This window comes from Marinobacter gelidimuriae, assembly GCF_000372805.1.
GTDB classification, from domain to species: Bacteria; Pseudomonadota; Gammaproteobacteria; order Pseudomonadales; family Oleiphilaceae; genus Marinobacter; species Marinobacter gelidimuriae.
The window spans coordinates 1-16,620 of the sequence record NZ_KB889930.1; the positions used below are offsets into that span (position 1 = coordinate 1).

The 16,620-nt window shown below is 56.9% G+C and carries 17 protein-coding genes; 9 read left to right on the top strand and 8 right to left on the bottom strand.

Going from position 1 to position 16,620, the window contains the following annotated elements; all coding sequences use genetic code 11:
- Positions 1–307 (bottom strand): DUF6691 family protein (locus A3OI_RS20575; protein ID WP_018405287.1); only part of this gene is annotated, 307 nt, incomplete at its 3' end.
- A 166-nt stretch (positions 308–473) separates the two neighbouring features.
- Here A3OI_RS20575 and A3OI_RS23460 point away from each other — a divergent pair.
- Positions 474–953, top strand: a complete 480-nt coding sequence (locus A3OI_RS23460; protein ID WP_218185844.1) for a type 1 glutamine amidotransferase family protein — start codon at positions 474–476, stop codon at positions 951–953.
- Complete coding sequence (locus A3OI_RS23465) at positions 908–1,258, top strand: helix-turn-helix domain-containing protein (RefSeq protein ID WP_218185845.1); 351 nt, start codon at positions 908–910, stop codon at positions 1,256–1,258. The genes A3OI_RS23460 and A3OI_RS23465 overlap by 46 nt, the downstream gene beginning before the upstream one ends.
- Before the next feature lie 6 nt (positions 1,259–1,264).
- Here A3OI_RS23465 and A3OI_RS0116185 read toward each other — a convergent pair whose 3' ends face one another.
- Positions 1,265–2,491, bottom strand: a complete 1,227-nt coding sequence (locus A3OI_RS0116185) for a TauD/TfdA family dioxygenase (RefSeq protein ID WP_018405288.1) — start codon at positions 2,489–2,491, stop codon at positions 1,265–1,267.
- A gap of 117 nt (positions 2,492–2,608) precedes the next feature.
- A complete protein-coding gene (locus tag A3OI_RS0116190) occupies positions 2,609–3,562 on the bottom strand; it encodes a GlxA family transcriptional regulator (RefSeq protein WP_026224253.1) in 954 nt (317 codons plus the stop codon).
- A gap of 235 nt (positions 3,563–3,797) precedes the next feature.
- Between A3OI_RS0116190 and A3OI_RS0116195 the strand changes: the two genes are divergently transcribed.
- Positions 3,798–4,754, top strand: a complete 957-nt coding sequence (locus tag A3OI_RS0116195) for a GlxA family transcriptional regulator (protein WP_018405290.1) — start codon at positions 3,798–3,800, stop codon at positions 4,752–4,754.
- A gap of 121 nt (positions 4,755–4,875) precedes the next feature.
- On the opposite strand, the gene A3OI_RS0116200 is transcribed toward A3OI_RS0116195, so the two are convergent.
- The 3 genes from A3OI_RS0116200 to A3OI_RS0116210 are packed head-to-tail and all read right to left on the bottom strand — an operon-like array spanning position 4,876 to position 7,210.
- On the bottom strand, positions 4,876–5,337 hold the full coding sequence (locus A3OI_RS0116200) for a thioesterase family protein (protein ID WP_018405291.1): 462 nt from the start codon (positions 5,335–5,337) through the stop codon (positions 4,876–4,878).
- Positions 5,337–6,293, bottom strand: coding sequence for an L-carnitine dehydrogenase (locus A3OI_RS0116205; RefSeq protein ID WP_018405292.1), 957 nt, complete (start codon positions 6,291–6,293; stop codon positions 5,337–5,339). The genes A3OI_RS0116200 and A3OI_RS0116205 overlap by 1 nt, the downstream gene beginning before the upstream one ends.
- Positions 6,290–7,210, bottom strand: a complete 921-nt coding sequence (locus tag A3OI_RS0116210) for a BKACE family enzyme (protein ID WP_018405293.1) — start codon at positions 7,208–7,210, stop codon at positions 6,290–6,292. Before A3OI_RS0116210 ends, A3OI_RS0116205 begins: the two co-directional genes overlap by 4 nt.
- A 191-nt stretch (positions 7,211–7,401) precedes the next feature.
- On the opposite strand from A3OI_RS0116210, the gene A3OI_RS20585 reads away from it, so the two are divergent.
- The 4 genes from A3OI_RS20585 (at position 7,402) to A3OI_RS0116230 (ending at position 12,507) form a co-directional block, all read left to right on the top strand.
- A complete protein-coding gene (locus A3OI_RS20585; protein ID WP_018405294.1) occupies positions 7,402–8,286 on the top strand; it encodes a quaternary amine ABC transporter ATP-binding protein in 885 nt (294 codons plus the stop codon).
- A 10-nt stretch (positions 8,287–8,296) separates the two neighbouring features.
- Positions 8,297–9,037, top strand: coding sequence for an ABC transporter permease (locus A3OI_RS0116220; RefSeq protein WP_218185846.1), 741 nt, complete (start codon positions 8,297–8,299; stop codon positions 9,035–9,037).
- 523 nt (positions 9,038–9,560) lie between these two features.
- Complete coding sequence (locus tag A3OI_RS0116225) at positions 9,561–11,162, top strand: type I restriction-modification system subunit M (RefSeq protein WP_018405296.1); 1,602 nt, start codon at positions 9,561–9,563, stop codon at positions 11,160–11,162.
- A gap of 16 nt (positions 11,163–11,178) precedes the next feature.
- Positions 11,179–12,507 (top strand): restriction endonuclease subunit S, encoded by a 1,329-nt coding sequence (locus A3OI_RS0116230; RefSeq protein WP_228703015.1) that lies wholly within the window; start codon positions 11,179–11,181, stop codon positions 12,505–12,507.
- A gap of 85 nt (positions 12,508–12,592) precedes the next feature.
- Here the strand turns inward: A3OI_RS0116230 and A3OI_RS0116235 are convergent, their stop codons facing one another.
- Together A3OI_RS0116235 and relB are read right to left on the bottom strand one after the other, a co-directional pair.
- Positions 12,593–12,868, bottom strand: a complete 276-nt coding sequence (locus A3OI_RS0116235) for a type II toxin-antitoxin system RelE/ParE family toxin (RefSeq protein ID WP_018405298.1) — start codon at positions 12,866–12,868, stop codon at positions 12,593–12,595.
- Positions 12,846–13,046: a type II toxin-antitoxin system RelB family antitoxin gene (relB, locus tag A3OI_RS0116240; protein ID WP_018405299.1), complete on the bottom strand. Its 201-nt coding sequence runs from the start codon at positions 13,044–13,046 to the stop codon at positions 12,846–12,848. Before relB ends, A3OI_RS0116235 begins: the two co-directional genes overlap by 23 nt.
- 41 nt (positions 13,047–13,087) lie before the next feature.
- Between relB and A3OI_RS22265 the strand changes: the two genes are divergently transcribed.
- Positions 13,088–13,180: a type II toxin-antitoxin system HigB family toxin gene (locus A3OI_RS22265; RefSeq protein ID WP_081622962.1), complete on the top strand. Its 93-nt coding sequence runs from the start codon at positions 13,088–13,090 to the stop codon at positions 13,178–13,180.
- Between the two features lie 154 nt (positions 13,181–13,334).
- Entirely contained in the window at positions 13,335–16,574 is a 3,240-nt protein-coding gene (locus A3OI_RS0116245) for a type I restriction endonuclease subunit R (protein ID WP_018405300.1), read from the top strand.
- The last annotated feature ends 46 nt before the right edge of the window (positions 16,575–16,620 follow it).

Sequence of the window (16,620 nt, forward strand, 5' to 3'; positions counted from 1 at the left end):
CGACAAAGACGATAGCTTTGGTTTCACCGGCCCCGAAAGCGACCAGTGCGGGGCCGGGACAAAAGCCGGCCAGCCCCCATCCAACACCGAAACCAATACTGCCAATAAACAACCGCTTGTCGATTGCGGTTGTTTTTGGCAGTTTCATATCAAAACCGAGCACAGACACAGTCTGTTTTTTGACAAAGCTGAAGGCAACCAGGCCAACCAGAATGGCGCCACCCATAACCAATGCCAGGGATGGGTCCCAGGTGCCGGCAACATCAAGAAAACCAAGTACTTTGGCTGGGTTAGCCAGCTTCGGCATGCCAAATCTCTGGTTTTATGAAGAGATGAAATTGGTGGATATGGCGAGTACACAGACAGGGGTTTGTGTCTCAGTGATCTGAGATAGTTGTTTACATGAGCCGTATACGAGGCCCGTACGTACGGTTCTGTGAGAGGGATGGGGCGGTGACGCCTCACCCTACTCGATGTTGATCATTCTGGCCATGAATGACGTTGTCGACACTCTATGGCCCTATCCGCGACCCGATTCGCCGCCGCTGCTCACTCCTGAGCAGGCGCAACACACCCTGGACGTCTGGCTGCTACCCAACTTTTCGATGTTGACTTTGTTTTGCATGCTGGAGCCGTTGCGGGTGGCCAATCGCTTCGGCAGCGATCTCTTTGCCTGGCGTCTGCGCTCGCTGGACGGTAAGGGCATAGTGGCCAGCAATGGAGTGAGTATCGAGGTGAATGCTGATCTGTCTGGAGTACCTGATGACGCCAGCCTGATGGTGGTGTCGTCCTATCAGCCAGAGGCCGACGTCAGCGCCCAGGATCATGCGGTGTTACGCCGTATTGCAGCCCATGGGGGTTGGCTGGGGGGGGCTGGAAACAGCGCCTTTCATCCTGGCGCGCGCCGGTGGATCTCGACGTGCGCTATGCCCGCCTGCCGCGCAGCGTGGTGAAGAGCTTGGCGGTGATGGAGGCTAATCTGGCCAAGGCGCTGCCGATCCCCGAGGTCTGCCGGTTGGCAGGCCAGTCCCAGCGCCAGCTCACGCGGCTGTTCACCATGCATTTCGGCGAGACCCCTAAGCAGTGCTATCTGGGGATGCGGCTGGACCGCGCCCAGCAGCTGCTCGCCGGCAGCGGCTGTCGGACTACCGAGGCGGCGCTGGCCACCGGCTTCCAGCACCTGGCGCACTTCTCGCGGGCCTATCGGGCGCGCTTTGCCGAATCCCCCCGGGAAACGGCGGCTCGAGACGCGGACTGAGCGCTATCAGGTCTCGGCAGTGAGCTGCCGCTGACGGCGCGCGCGCTGGATCATGCGATAGCGCGAACGCACCTCGTCGCGCTCCATGTAGCAGCCCTGCAGCCAGCGGTGGCCGGTGCTGTCCTCGAAGGCGTCCCGGGCATGCAGCAGACGGCGGTTGTCGAAGATCACCAAGTCGCCGGGGCGGTAAGTGAAGCGGATGGCGAAGGCCGGATCGCGCAACAGCCGCTGCAGGATCATCAGCGCCTCATAGGCCGGTTCGACGTCCTCGAAAGCGGTTTGTAGAGGGCCGCGCAGGAAGTCGGCGATGCGCACCTCGAGCAGCTCGCCCCGGGCGTCGAGGCGGATCATCGGCTCAAACCAGACGTAGTCGGTAGTGCGGGCGGTGTTGGCATAGCACCAGCGCACCCGGGTCAGCGTCGCCCAAGCCTCGGGGTGGCGGTCGCGCAGAGCCTCGGCCACGGCGAAGCCGTCCATCATCACCGCCTGGCCGTCTTCCACACTGTTCTCCAAGCAGTGAAGCATCTGCAGTCCGGGGTGGTATTCGCGAGTCGGTAGATCGACGTGGGGGGGCAGGGCGAGGGACGTATAGGCGTTGGAGTCGGGATCGGGCTTGGCCTTGACGTTGAATAGCTGGCCGAAGTTGGTGGGGCGAACGGGGCCGATGCGCCGAGCGATGCTTTCGAGCGAGCCGGGCTCGGTGGGCAGGCCGCGTAGCCGCACCAGCCCCTTGCAGAGCACGCTTTCCAATGTCGGGGCAAGGATCGCCTCCTCGGCATCGCTGTCAGGTGCGGTATCGAGCAGGCCGCTGGCATCCAGGGTGTCGGGAGCGACCTCGGGGCCGCCCAGCCAGGTATTCATCGGCACTAGCGGCGTCTCGGAGTCGGTGGCATTGTCATAGTCGTGAGCCCGCAGCCAGCCGGGATGAAAGCGCAGGCGACGGTTCTCTGGGGCGAAAGTCACGCACAGAGCGCCAGCGGCGTCGATCTTGGCGGCGTCGATTTCTGGCCAGGCTGCCAGGGTGGACAGATCCAGGATGCGCTCCCGAGTTGCCGGGTTGACGGTGGTCTCATCGGGGGCGTTCTCGCGCAGCCAGATGCTGTGGTAGCGGCTGAAGCGTCCGTCGCTCCAGCGCACCGTGACGAGGCGCGGCGTAAACGAAACGTCGGCGATGTCGGTGTCGATCGGCCAAGCATCATAATCGGGCGTAAGAGGCAGTTTGTTCAGTGACATGAGAGCTCCTGAGCGTTATGGGAAGACACTCAGAATGCCAGCGATAGGAGGCCGTCTCACTACAGAATTCGACGCTGACTGTGCATAGTTCGACAGGTGCAGCGGCGCATCGGCAAATCAGGAACGCCGACGCCATTCGCTTGGGGTGAGGCCATGCCGACGGCGGAAGGCGCGGGTGAAGCTTGACGCGGAGGCGAAACCGCAGGCCAAGGCAATATCTATCACGCTGTGGCGGGTCTCGCGCAGCAGCCGATGAGCGTGATCCAGTCGCATATCGAGATAGACGCGCTGGGGCGACATACCCATATGACGAGCGAAGAGCCTCTCCAGGCCTCTCCAGGAGAGGCTGAGCCTAGCAGCCAGTTCGCCGATACCAAACGGCGTCTCCAGGTTAGCCTCCATCAAGTCGATGATTTTTTGCAAGCCCGGTTCGTCAGGAATGACGGGATCGCGCTGACGACTGGCTGGTCGTCGCCCAGGGTCATGAATCAGCTGGTCTCGGACGCGCTTGACAAGATTATCGCCATGGCGGCGGCGGATCAGGTCGAGGCTCATATCGATGGCGGCGCTGCCTCCGGCGCATGAGAAGCCTTCGGGCGTTACTTCGTAGATCGATTCGACGGCGTCAACGCGTGGAAAACGGGAGCGAAATTCGGGTAGAGACTCCCAGTGTAGGGTTACCGTCTGGTCGTCAAGCAAACCGGCCGCGGCCAGTGCGAAGCAGCCGGTGTCTATGCCACCTAGCACGCATCCTGAGGCGGCGCGTTCGCGTAGCCAGTCGAGTAGTGAGTCATTGACGCTGTCCTCGGGGTCGAAGCTGGCACACACTGCCAGGCTCGGTACTACAGGTGCCTGGGCGATCGCGCAGGTGGCGTCCAACGTCATGCCGTTAGAGGCGTTAACCGGGCCACCGTCTTTGCTGATCACATCCCATTCGAAAAGTGAACGCCCGCTGATGCGGTTGGCAATGCGCAGCGGTTCTATGGCCGAGAAGAAAGCCATCATCGCAAAGCGCGGTAGCAGCAAGAAACCGATTCGCTCCGGAACGCGGATGGGGGGCTGGAGTCTCATGGGCTTCGGGTCGATATCGGGGAGGGGCACCGCGTCCGGTTTGGCATCGTGGTTTCGTTGTGTTGATTGTAAAGGCTGCGCGGCTGGTTACCAAGTGTCGAGGCTAAGGATAATGGAAGCCCCGCTATTGAAGTCGTGAAGGCCTATTTCGACTAACCCCCGGCATCCTTTACTTGTCGAGGCGACGAGGGTCGGCCATGATGCTTAGCCCACGTCCTTTCTGACATTTTGCCCCATGCGCCTCAACTATTCCGGCCCCACTCCCGAGCTAATCGGTTTTCTTCTGCTGCCACGCTTCTCGATGATGGCCTTCTTCTCGGCTGTCGAGCCGCTGCGAATCGCCAACCGTATCAGTGGCCGACCGCTCTTTGAATGGATGCTGATCAGCGAGAACGGAGGCTCTGTGACCGCTTCCAACGGTATGACACTGCTCGCCGATCAGACCATCGAAGCGGTGCATCATCTGCCATCGTTGGCTTTATGCAGCGGCTTCGATCCCGAACGTTATCTGAGCCCCGCCCTGGTACGCTGGCTGCGCCGACTGTCCGCTGCCGGCTGCGTGCTGGGCGGGCTCGATACCGGTTGTTTCGTGCTGGCTGCGGCGGGGCTGTTGAATGGCGAGCGAGTCACTCTTCACTGGGAGAGCCTGCCGTCATTTAAGGAACGCTTTCCAGCGATCGCCACCTCAAACGAACTTTTTGAACTCGGGGCGCGGCGTTTCTCATGTGCCGGGGGCACAGCAGCCATGGACATGGCGCTAGACGTTATCGCTCGTCGCCATGGGCAGCGTTTAGCCATCGACGTTTCCGAGCAGTTGGTCCATGAGCGTATGCGCACGCGTCACGATCAGCAGCGTATGACATTGGCACGACGGCTTGACACCCACAACGCTCGACTGGTGGAGGCTGTTGATCTGATGGAACGTCATTTGGAGACGCCGCTATCGCTTGCCGACGTTGCACGGCGCAGCGGGGTCTCGCTGCGCCAGTTGCAACGTATTTTTGAGCACGAGTTGAGAAGTTCGCCTCGCGATTGGTATCTGGGACTGCGCCTGGAACGAGCTTACCACCTGTTAACAGAAACCGATCTTGATGTGCTGGTGGTGGGCTTAGCTTGCGGCTTCGCTTCGAGCCCCAGCTTCTCAAGGGCTTTCCGCCAGCGCTATGGTAGCTCGCCCAGGCAAGTCCGATAAGTGTGAAGAATAGTCCAGTTATACGGTAAGTGAATTATACGTCTACCGCCCACACTGCCAAGCCGCAAGGCAGATGGGCGGCAGAATTCAGTTTGAGAAAGGTCTGCATTCACATGCTGCGTCAGTCCCGATTCGGCAGTCCAATGCGGCGCCCGGCAAGCTGCGGCCAAGCATTGACGGCGAGATTCGGCAGCTTGCTAATGGCTGTCGCGACGGGCGGTGGGAAGGGCGCTGGCCGGCCGGCCTCGCTGTCGATGCCCATCAGCATCTGCTCGCTGGTGGCTAGCAGACTGCGCTCGGCGTCACGCATTTCGAAAAATACATGCAAACGTTTAGCGTCGCTGTCGAGCACCGTCGCCTCGACGTTGAGCGGCTGATGCTCGTGAGCTTCGCGACGATAGCAAAGGTGGGTCTCTAACGTGTAGATGGTGTAGCCGTGGCGACGCCGTCCGGCATCGTCTAGTCCGATAGCATCTAGTAGCGCTTCGACACTCAAGGAGAATACTCGGGCATATTCGGCGTCGTTCATGTGGCCGTTGTAGTCGACCCATTCCGGGGCAACGCGGGTTTCGAGTAATGCCATCAGATGCGCCCCTTGAGCCCCTCGGCTTCGGGCCAGTACTTTTGTACCAGATCGAGCAATTCAACCAGGAAATCATCTCGACGCCGGTCGAGCTCGGCGACGGACCGGCCAGCGGCCTGGAATTCAGAGCCTTTGACGACCTTTTCGATCAGTTCATCGGTGAGCTCCGGAGCCTCGAGCTTAGTCCAGGGTAGCTTCAGTGCCGGACCGAACTGCTCAAGCATATGGCGCATACCCGACTCGCCGCCGGCCAGGTGGAAGGTCATGAAAGTGCCCATCAGTGCCCAGCGCAAGCCACATCCGTAAACCACGGCGGCGTCTATCTCCTCTGTGGTGGCTACGCCGTCGTTGACCAAGTGCAGCGCCTCGCGCCACAGCGCCTCCATCAGCCGGTCGGCAATATGCCCCTCGATTTCGCGACGCACGATCAGTGGCCGCATGGCCAGAGACTGGTAGAGTTTTTGAGCGATGCCGGTCTGTTCGGTGCTGGTGGCTTCACCGCCAACCAGCTCCACCAGCGGCAGCAGGTAAACCGGGTTGAAGGGGTGGGCGACGATCACGCGTCCCGGCGCTTGCCGGCAGTCCCGCTGTAGATCGCTGGGTTTGAAACCAGACGTGGACGAGCCAATAATCACGCTTGGTGAGGCAGCGGCATCGATCGCAGAGAGAATTTCACGTTTGAGCTCAAGACGTTCGGGGACGTTCTCCTGAATTAGGTCGGCACCCTTGACGGCCGTCTCCAGGCTGTCAGTGAAGGTCAGCCGCGCGGGATCGGCGCTCTCGGCCAGCCCCAGTTTCTCAAGCGACGGCCAGGCACTCGTGACGAAGTCGCGAGTGCGAACTTCAGCGTCTTCAGCCGGATCGAAGGCGACCACATCCCAGCCTTGGGCCAGCGCCCGGGCGATCCAGCCGTTACCGATGACGCCGGTGCCGATGACGGTTAGTTGCTGATTCATGCACCACCTCCTGCAGCTGTCTCGACGATCAAGCCGCTGGCCGGGTCGCGCAGTTTGAGATGGGCGCGGGTCTCGGCAGGCGTCATGATGCGGCCGCCGAGCGCATCGATGATGCCGCCGGCCTTCTCAACCAGACTGCCGTTGGTGGCCAGCACGCCTTTCTCAAGAAGCAGATTATCTTCTAGTCCGACCCGGACGTGGCCGCCGAGCAACATTGCTTGGGCAACCATGGGCATCTGGTGGCGGCCGATGCCGAAGGCGGCCCAATTGGCGTCTTTTGGCAGCTTGTTGCGCATTGCCAGCATGGTCTCGGTATCGGCCTCAGCGCCCCAGGGGATGCCCAGGCACAGCTGAAAGAGCGGGTCACCGTCGATCAGGCCTTCTTGCTGCAACTGGCGGGCAAACCAGACGTGGCCCAGATCGAAGCACTCCAGCTCCGGCTTGACGCCGGCGGCCTGTACCAGGCGGGCGTGCTCGCGTAGCCAGTCAGCGGTGTTGACGTAGACCATATTGTCGAAGTTGAGGCTGCCACAGTCTAGGGTGCAGAGTTCCGGAAGTAGCTCGGCCACCGGTTCGTGACGCTGGGCCGGGGTCTGCATGTCGGTGCCTGGGCCGCCGCGGGTAGGGTCCTCGACGTCCGGAATCCAGTCGCCGCCGCCGCCGGCGGTGATGTTCATGACGATGTCGGTATCCGCCTCACGAACCCGGTCCATCACCTCGCGGTAGTGCTCGAGCGAATGGCTGATGCCGCCGGTTACGGGGTCGCGCACGTGGATGTGCGCCACACTGGCACCGGCTCGAGCGGCCTCGATGCAGCTGTCGGCGATCTGTTTGGGGGTGATTGGTACGTGGGGGCTTTTGCCGGTGGTATCGCCGGCGCCAGTGATGGCGCAGGTCAGAATGACATTACGGTTCATGGGATCTCCTTGTAAAACGTTACAAGGAGTGTCACCTAAATGCGCAGCAAGAAGTGTACAAAAGGCGACAAATAGTTGTCGAAAGCCGTCAAAACAGCAGTTTCCTGAGTACGTGAGCATGAAACAGCTAGGAGTCCGACAGGCTTCTAGTCTGGTTGTCGATCAGAGCTACACGGTCCAGCAAGCCTGCAATGCAAGATGATAATAAGCGAAACGTGAAGATTCGGGTTCGTAACCTGAGCAAAGTCTTCGGCAACCGGCCCAAGCAGGCGCTGGAACTTCGTGATAATGGACTCAAACGTCCCGAAATATTCGAGAAAACGGGTCAGACACTGGCCCTGTCCAATATCAATTTCGATGTCTATGAAGGCGAATTGTTGGTCATCATGGGGCTATCCGGCTCCGGCAAGTCCACCCTGGTCCGTTGCCTCAACCGCCTGATCGAGCCTACCGAAGGCGAAATTGTCATCGATGACGAAGACATTCTGAGCCTCAGCGCCAAAGAACTGCTGGAAGCCCGTCGCCGTCATTTCTCCATGGTATTCCAGAACTTCGCTCTCTTCCCTCATCGTACCGTGCAACAAAATGCCGAATTCGGCCTCGAAATCCGCGGTGTGGCAAAGCAGCAGCGCCGCGATACTGCTCTCAAGATTCTCAAGCAGGTGGGGCTGGATGGCTGGGAAGGGGCCTATCCCAACCAGCTCTCCGGCGGCATGCAGCAGCGGGTGGGGTTGGCCCGGGCGTTGGCTAACGACGGCACGGTGCTACTGATGGACGAAGCCTTCTCGGCGCTGGACCCGCTGATCCGTGGTGACATGCAGCAGGAGCTGCAAGAATTGCAGCACCGCACACAGAAAACCACTGTTTTCATCACCCACGACCTCGACGAGGCCATCAACATCGGCGATCGTATCGTGCTGCTCAAGGACGGCGAGGTCGTACAGATCGGTACCCCAGAGGAGATTCTCACCAAGCCTGCCGACGACTATGTAAAGCGCTTCGTCGAAGGGGTAGACATGTCCAAGAATTCCGCTGGGCGACTGGATCGAGGGCGGTCTCGACTGGCTGACCAGTGAGTTTTCCAACGTGACACGCAGTATTTCGCAAGTTACACAGAACGGTATTGACGGCCTCAACGACGCCCTGATGTGGTTGCCACCCTGGGCGCTGCTATTGATCATCGTCGGCATTTGCTGGAGGGTCTCCAATTACCGTCTGGCCATCGGTGCCCTCCTGGGAATGGCACTAGTCTGGAACATGAACTTATGGAGTCCGATGATCGAGACTCTGACGCTAGTGGTGATCGCCACCCTGTTGGCCATCGTCATCGCCGCAGCACTCTCCGATCGGCTGTATCGCGTCATCATGCCGGCGCTGGACTTCATGCAGACCCTGCCGGCCTTCGTCTACCTGATTCCGGCGATTCCCTTCTTCGGCATCGGTTCGGTGTCGGCGATTTTTGCCACGGTGATTTTCTCCATGCCGCCAGCCATTCGTTTCACCACCCTGGGGATTCGACAGGTACCGGAGGAGCTGATCGAGGCGTCCGACGCCTATGGTGCCACCCGCAGCCAGAAACTGTTCAAGGTGCAACTGCCGATGTCCCTGCCCACTGTGATGGCGGGCATCAACCAAACCATCATGCTGGCGCTGTCTATGGTGGTGATTGCCGCGATGATCGGTGCCGGCGGCCTGGGAAGCGAGGTGTGGCGTGCTATTCAACGCCTGCAGCCGGGTGCCGGCTTTGAGGCTGGCATCGCCGTGGTTATCCTGGCCATGCTGTTGGATCGCATCACCCAGTCGTTGGGCAAGAGCCGTAAGTCGTAATCTACTGTTAGCCCGTGAAGTCATAAACGGATATGATCAAGATGTTAAAGTAAATTTTATGGCTTCACGCTTCCCGTATTTAGAATTTGTTGTAGAGGTTCATGTGCAGTCAGGATCTTACGGGTTAACGCACCTGCAAGTGATCGGGCTGTGCTGAATAGCCCCGCTTTTATGGTGTCGTTCTGCGGTCGCTCGCTCAATAGACATATTAGAGTATAGTTTGATTCGGCGGTACCAAACGGTCAGCCGCCTCAGCAAAAAGCTACCTGATTACTCATGTTGATCAGCCACCATCCCGCTAGCCTGGTCTATACTGATGTTATATCCAGTATTAGAGGCGGCTAAGCTATAGCGCGTAGGCAAGGCTGCGGGTGGTCTCCTCATCCGCGGACTTGTTTCTCGATTGCCAGCGGCGAGTTCAGCAGAGAGTTAGGCCAAACTCCCGGTAAGCGCTATCATATTGCCCACTATTCGAACCGTTGCTACCGGGTCCTAATACCGCGTCCGTAAATAAAGGCAGTTCATGAGCAAGCAGTCTTCCTCCGTAAAAAAGAACACCCGCACCTTCGAACAAAGCCTCTGGGACACCGCCGACAAGCTACGCGGCACGGTGGAGTCGTCGGAATACAAGCACGTAGTGCTGAGCCTGATCTTCCTCAAATTCGTCAGTGATAAGTTCGAAGCCCGCAAGCAGGCGCTGATTGCTGAGGGGCAAGAAGCCTACGTAGACATGGTGGAGTTCTACACCATGAAAAACGTGTTTTACCTGCCGGAGCACGCCCGCTGGAACACCCTGCAAAAACAGGCCAAGCAAGACGACATCGCGATAAAAATCGACACTGCGCTCTATGCGATAGAAAAGCTGAACCCGTCATTAAAAGGTGCACTGCCGGATAACTACTTTTCCCGCATGGGGCTGGAAGTCAGCAAGCTGGCGGCGCTGATTGATTCTATCAATAACATCGCCACTGTGAGTGACCAAAGCAGTGCCGGGCCAGAGGGTAATGAAGAAGACCTGGTGGGTAGGGTGTACGAATACTTCCTCGGCAAATTCGCGGCCACCGAAGGCAAGGGCGGCGGCGAATTTTATACCCCCAAGTGCATTGTTAATCTGCTGGCGGAAATGATCGAGCCTTATCAGGGCAAAATTTACGACCCCTGTTGCGGTTCCGGCGGCATGTTTGTGCAGTCCGTGAAGTTTTTGCGCAACCACGAGGGCAACCAGAAAGACATCTCCATATACGGCCAGGAATACACCGCTACTACCTACAAACTGGCGAAAATGAACCTGGCCATTCGCGGCATTGCCAGCAACCTCGGTGATGTTCCAGCGGACACCTTCTTCAAAGACCAGCACCCGGATTTAAAAGCCGACTTCATCATGGCGAACCCGCCCTTCAACATGAAAGCCTGGCGCGGCGCAGACGAGCTCAGCACCGACCCGCGCTGGGCTGGTTACGATGCGCCGCCCACGGGTAACGCCAACTACGCGTGGATACTGCACATGGTGTCCAAGTTGTCTGCCCAGGGTACCGCCGGTTTTGTGATGGCCAACGGTTCCATGTCGACCAACACCAGCGGCGAAGGCGTCATTCGCCAGAAGCTGATTGAAAACGACCTGGTGGACTGCATGATCGCCCTGCCGGGCCAACTGTTCTACACCACCCAGATTCCGGTGTGCCTGTGGTTTGTTACCAAGAACAAAAAGGCACAGACCATTGCCGGCCACAGCGACAGCAACCACCGTAACCGCGAAGGCGAAACCCTGTTCATCGACGCCCGCAATATGGGCTCTATGATTAGCCGCACCCACAAAGAACTCACTGCCGACGACATTGCTGAAATTACCCGCACTTACCACACCTGGCGCGGCGAAGCCAAAGGCGGTGGTTATGAAGACGTACCCGGTTTCTGCAAAGCCACCACTCTGGCTGACATCAAAGCTAACGATTATGTGCTCACCCCTGGCCGCTATGTGGGCGCAGCTGCGATTGAAGATGACGGCATTCCCTTTGAAGTGAAAATGACCGAGTTGAGCCAAACCCTATACCAGCAGATGGCGGAAGCGGAACGGCTGGACGCGGTGATTCGGAGTAATTTGGAGGGGTTGGGTTATGGGGAGTGAGTGGCCTGAGGTTTTGTTGGAGGACATCGCCTCTGAAGTTACGGTAGGTTTTGTTGGATCTATGACTTCCGAATATGTCGATTCGGGAGTTCCATTTTTGCGCTCGAAAAATATAGATCACCTGACCATAAACGCCGAAGACCTGAAATATATCTCTCGTGAATTTAACGAAAAGGTCAGAAAGTCTAAGCTTGCCCCGGGTGACGTAGTCATTGTGCGGACAGGGAAGCCAGGAACATGTGCTGTTATTCCTGAATGGCTTGAAGAGGCAAACTGCTCGGACCTGGTGATAGTGCGATGCGGACCAGAAGTGAACTGTCATTTTTTAGCCTACTACATCAATACATCAGCGAGTAGCCATGTTTCAGCTCATCTAGTCGGTGCGGTCCAGCAGCACTTCAATGTTGGCGCTGCGAAAAAGATGAAAGTTCTTTTGCCTTCAATAATAGAGCAAGAAGGAATTGTCGGGATTTTGGGAGCTCTCGACGACAAAATTGACCTCAACCGCCAAATGAACACCACCCTAGAAACCATGGCCCAAGCCCTGTTCAAAAGTTGGTTCGTCGATTTCGACCCGGTGATCGACAACGCCCTGGCTGCTGGCAATCCCATCCCCGAACTTCTCCACGCCCGCGCCGAGGCCCGTAAAGCTCTGGGCGACCAGCGCGAGCGCCTGCCTGTCGGTATTCAGCAGAAGTTCCCGGATCAGTTTGTGTTTACCGAGGAAATGGGATGGGTGCCTGAGGGGTGGGAGGTTAGTGCTGTCGGCGAGCAAGTCGAGATAATGGGGGGCGGCACTCCCAGCACTAAAAACCCCGTTTTCTGGGATGACGGCGTTCATGCGTTCTGCACTCCAAAAGACATGTCGAGACTCGACTCGATTGTCGTGACGCGTACAGAGCGCTATTTGACCGACGCTGGCGTTCAAAAGATCACATCTGGCCAGCTGCCCGCTGGCGTAGTGCTAATGTCGTCAAGGGCGCCTATTGGTTATTTGGCTATCAGCAATATTCCAGTTTCCGTGAATCAGGGAATTATCGCTATGTTGCCGAATGACAGTTACGGTGCCATGTATCTGCTTTCATGGGCCCATTTTAACATGGGGCAGATAACGGATCGCGCCAACGGAAGTACCTTTATGGAAATCAGCAAAAAGAACTTTCGGCCGATTCCATTTCTGGTACCGAACTCGGGAGTACTGAACACCTTTAACCAACAAGCAAAAGCGGTATATTCAAAGGTGCTGTCCGTCTCTGAGAATATCGAAAAGGTTACAAAGCTCCGCGACACCCTCCTCCCCAAACTCCTCTCCGGCGAACTCCGCATCCCCGAAGGCGAGCAGTAAATCGCCGAGGTGCTCTGATTTCATAACTAGGTTCATGGATGAGCCAAAGGGGGTGGCTTGCGAGCGCCTATAGGGCGGGGAACGCCTAAGGGTATTCCTGCCGTGCGTGCAGAATTCGCAGGATATCGACGAACTCGACGCCCGCCTGATAGACCACAAGATAATTCGGGTGGACAACCGCCTCGCGAGTGCCGGCTACTCGCCCGCCTCTGAAGATCAGAGGCGCCGCCGGAAGGCTTTCTACGGTGCGCAATATTTCAGAGTGTAAAGACAGCGCCGCAATGGGGTTACGCTGGTCGATGTAATCGATGATTTCAATAAGGTCGCTGGTGGCTTCCTCAGACCAGCGGACGGTTAGCACGGGCTTTCCTGCGTTCTTCAAGTTCAGCCCGCACCTTCGACATGGCGTCGTCATGTGCCAGTTTTGGCTTTGTGCTGCTCATCGCTTCCTGCACTTTGGCGCGGAACCAGAGATCATAGCTGGCCGCTTGTTCCTCGGTCTCGAATTCGGACACGATCGGTGATAATTGAGCGCTCATGTTTTGTCTCCTCTTCTCAAAGCAGTATACAGTATCGGTTGATGGTTTGGATTAACTACCCATATCGAGTGGTTTACATCCGTTTTGTCGGTACCCATCGGCAGTACGACGAAATCGATGTACAGACAATCTGAGGTGAATTATGGACATTCGTCCCATTAAATCGGACACAGACTATAGTGAGACGCTTAAAGAAATTGAGTCTCTGATGATGGCGGAGGCAAACTCGCCGAAAGCCTGATAAAACACTCGACTCATCGCAACGGCCAAACAGCGTAGGGGCAAATAATGAGCTTTAATGAGGCACGGCTGGAACAGGCCATCATCGAACTGCTGCAGGCTCAGGGTTACCCCTATTGCCCCGGCCCTTCGCTGGTGCGTGAACCCTCCGATGTGCTGATTAAAGCCGATTTAACGGTGTTTCTGACACAGCGTTACGCAGCCGATCACATTACCGGGGCGGAGGTCGCTTCTATCATTCGCCGGCTGGAAAGCCTGCCTGCGCTGGACTTGTACGAATCCAACAAAGCCATTCACAAGATGGTCGCCGACGGCTTCTTGTTGAAACGGGAAGACCGCAGCCGCAAAGATCTGTATATCCAGTTGATTGATTACCAGGGCCTGGCCGAGATGCGCCTGCCCCGTGAGGGGGAAGTGCTCACGCTGGCGGCGGAAGTGCCGGAAAACTACGGTGGCCCGCGGAATATTTACAAGCTGGTGAATCAAATGGAGATCACCGGCAGCGAGAAGCGCATTCCCGATGCGGTTCTTTACATTAACGGCCTGCCGCTGGTGGTGTTCGAGTTCAAGAGCGCGGTGCGGGAAGAAGCCACCCTTCACGACGCCTACGTGCAGCTGACCACCCGCTACACCCGGGATATTCCCCAGTTGATGCAATACAACGCCCTGTGCGTGATCAGCGACGGGGTTAACAGCAAAATGGGCTCGTTGTTTGCGCCTTATGAGTTTTTCTATACCTGGCGCAAGGTAACCGGCAACGAAACCATTGGGCAGGATGGCATCAATAGCCTGCACACCATGATTGAGGGCTTGTTCAATCAGGATCGGCTGCGCCAGGTGATTCGTCACTTTATCTACTTTCCGGATGTGTCCAAGCAGGAAGTAAAAGTGGTGTGCCGTTACCCGCAGTTTTACGCCGCGAATAAGCTGTATGCCAATATCCTGCAACACCGAAAGCCCGAAGGCGACGGCAAGGGCGGCACCTATTTTGGTGCAACCGGTTGCGGCAAAAGCTTTACCATGCTGTTTCTGGCGCGCTTGTTGATGAAGAGTCTGGCCTTTGAAAGCCCCACGCTTGTGCTGATTACCGACCGCACCGATTTGGACGACCAGCTGTCCCGCGAGTTTATCAACGCCAAAAACTACGTTGGCGACCAAGCCGTTGTGAGTGTGGAAAGTCGCGCCAATTTGCGCGAGCTGCTTGGGGGCCGCAGCAGTGGCGGGGTGTTTCTGACCACCATTCATAAATTTACCGAAGATACCCAATTACTCACGGATCGCACCAACGTTATTGTGATTTCCGACGAGGCTCACCGCAGCCAGATCAACCTGGATCAGAAAGTACGCGTAACCGAGAAAGGCGTGCAGCGTACCTACGGCTTCGCCAAATATCTGCACGACTCTTTGCCCAACGCGACCTACGTGGGGTTCACCGGCACTCCCATTGACGCCACCCTGGACGTGTTCGGCGAGGTAGTGGACAGCTACACCATGACCGAGTCGGTACACGACGAGATCACCGTGCGCATTGTGTACGAAGGCCGTGCGGCCAAGGTGATTCTGGATAACAGCAAGCTGGAAGAAATCGAAGCCTATTACGCGCGCTGTGCCGACGACGGCGCCAGTGATTATCAGATCGAGGAAAGCAAGAAGGCCAGCGCGCAGATGAACGCCATTCTGGGCGACCCGGACCGGCTGCGGGCCTTGGCACGGGATTTTGTGAGCCATTATGATAGGCGAGTGGAAGAAGGGTCATCGGTCAAGGGCAAGGCGATGTTTGTGTGCAGCAAACGGGGTATTGCCTGGGCGTTGTTTCAGGAAGTGATTGCCTTACGGCCCCATTGGAACGATGTACTGGTGTGTGAAGCTGGAGCAGATTTGAGTGACCAGGCAAGAAAAGCGCTCAAACCTCTGGAGCGGGTCAAAATGATCATGACTCGGGGCCAGGATGACGAAAAAGAGCTTTACGACCTGCTGGGGAGCAAAGACTACCGCAAGGATCTGGCCACTCAGTTCAAAGACGCCAAATCCAACTTCAAAATCGCCATTGTGGTGGATATGTGGCTGACCGGGTTCGATGTGCCGTTTCTGGACACCTTGTACATTGATAAGCCCATTCAACGCCACAACCTGATCCAGACTATCTCCAGGGTGAACCGCAAGTTTGAGGGCAAGGATAAGGGCCTGGTGGTGGATTACATTGGCATCAAAAAGCAGATGAATCTGGCACTGGCGCACTACAACAAAGCGGATCAGCAGAATATCGAAGAGATCAACCAGTCCATTGTGGTGGTGAAAGACCATCTCGATCTACTCAACAAACTGTTTCACTCGTTCGACAGTCAGCCTTATTACAACGGCAGCCCGGTGGCGCAGCTTCACTGCCTGAACAGGGCGGCCGAGTTTGCCCAGGGCACAGACAAGTTTGAAAAACGCTTTATGCACTTGGTGAAGCGCCTGAAAGCAGCCTACGATATTTGCAGCGGCTCGGAAGGTATCAGCCAGGGTGAGCGTGACCAGATTCATTTTTACCTGGCGGTGCGTGCCATTGTGTTCAAACTGACCCGTGGCAATGCGCCGGACAGCGCTCAGATGAATGCCAAAGTGCGGCAGATGGTCGCCGAAGCGCTGAAAAGTGACGGTGTGGAAGAAATCTTCAAAATGGGCAGTGAGAGCGAGGGCGAGACCGATATTTTTGATGACGATTACCTGGCCAAGATCGACAAGATCAAACTGCCAAATACCAAGATCAAGTTGCTGCAACAGTTGTTGGCGAAAGCCATTGATGACTTCAAAAAGGTAAACAAAACCAAAGGCGTAGATTTCTCCAAGAAGCTTAAGGCGTTGGTGGAGCACTATAACGAACGCAAGGAAGACGATGTGTTAGTCAGCACTGTGCTGGACGATTTCACCGATAACATCATCGACCGCTACATGGATTTGATTCAGGCGCTGAAGCAGGAACTCGGTTCTTTTGAGGAACTGGGCATTGATCTTGAAGAGAAAGCCTTTTACGACATTTTGAAAGATCTGGCCATCAAGTACGACTTCAGCTATGCCGAAGACAAGCTGTTACCCTTGGCGAAAGCGGTGAAAGTGGTGGTGCAGGAAAAGGTGAAGTACACCGATTGGAACCAGCGCGAGGACATCAAGGCGGAATTGAAAGTTGGCTTGATTCTGCTGCTGGCAAAACACGGCTACCCGCCGGTGGATCGTGACGAGGTGTACAAAGAGATTTTTGAGCAGGCGGAAAATTTCAAGCAGCACCAGGCCAGCGGCGGATCTTGAAGTGAGTGAATGCTGGAGCTGCCGGTTGCAGCTGCGGGCATACCGT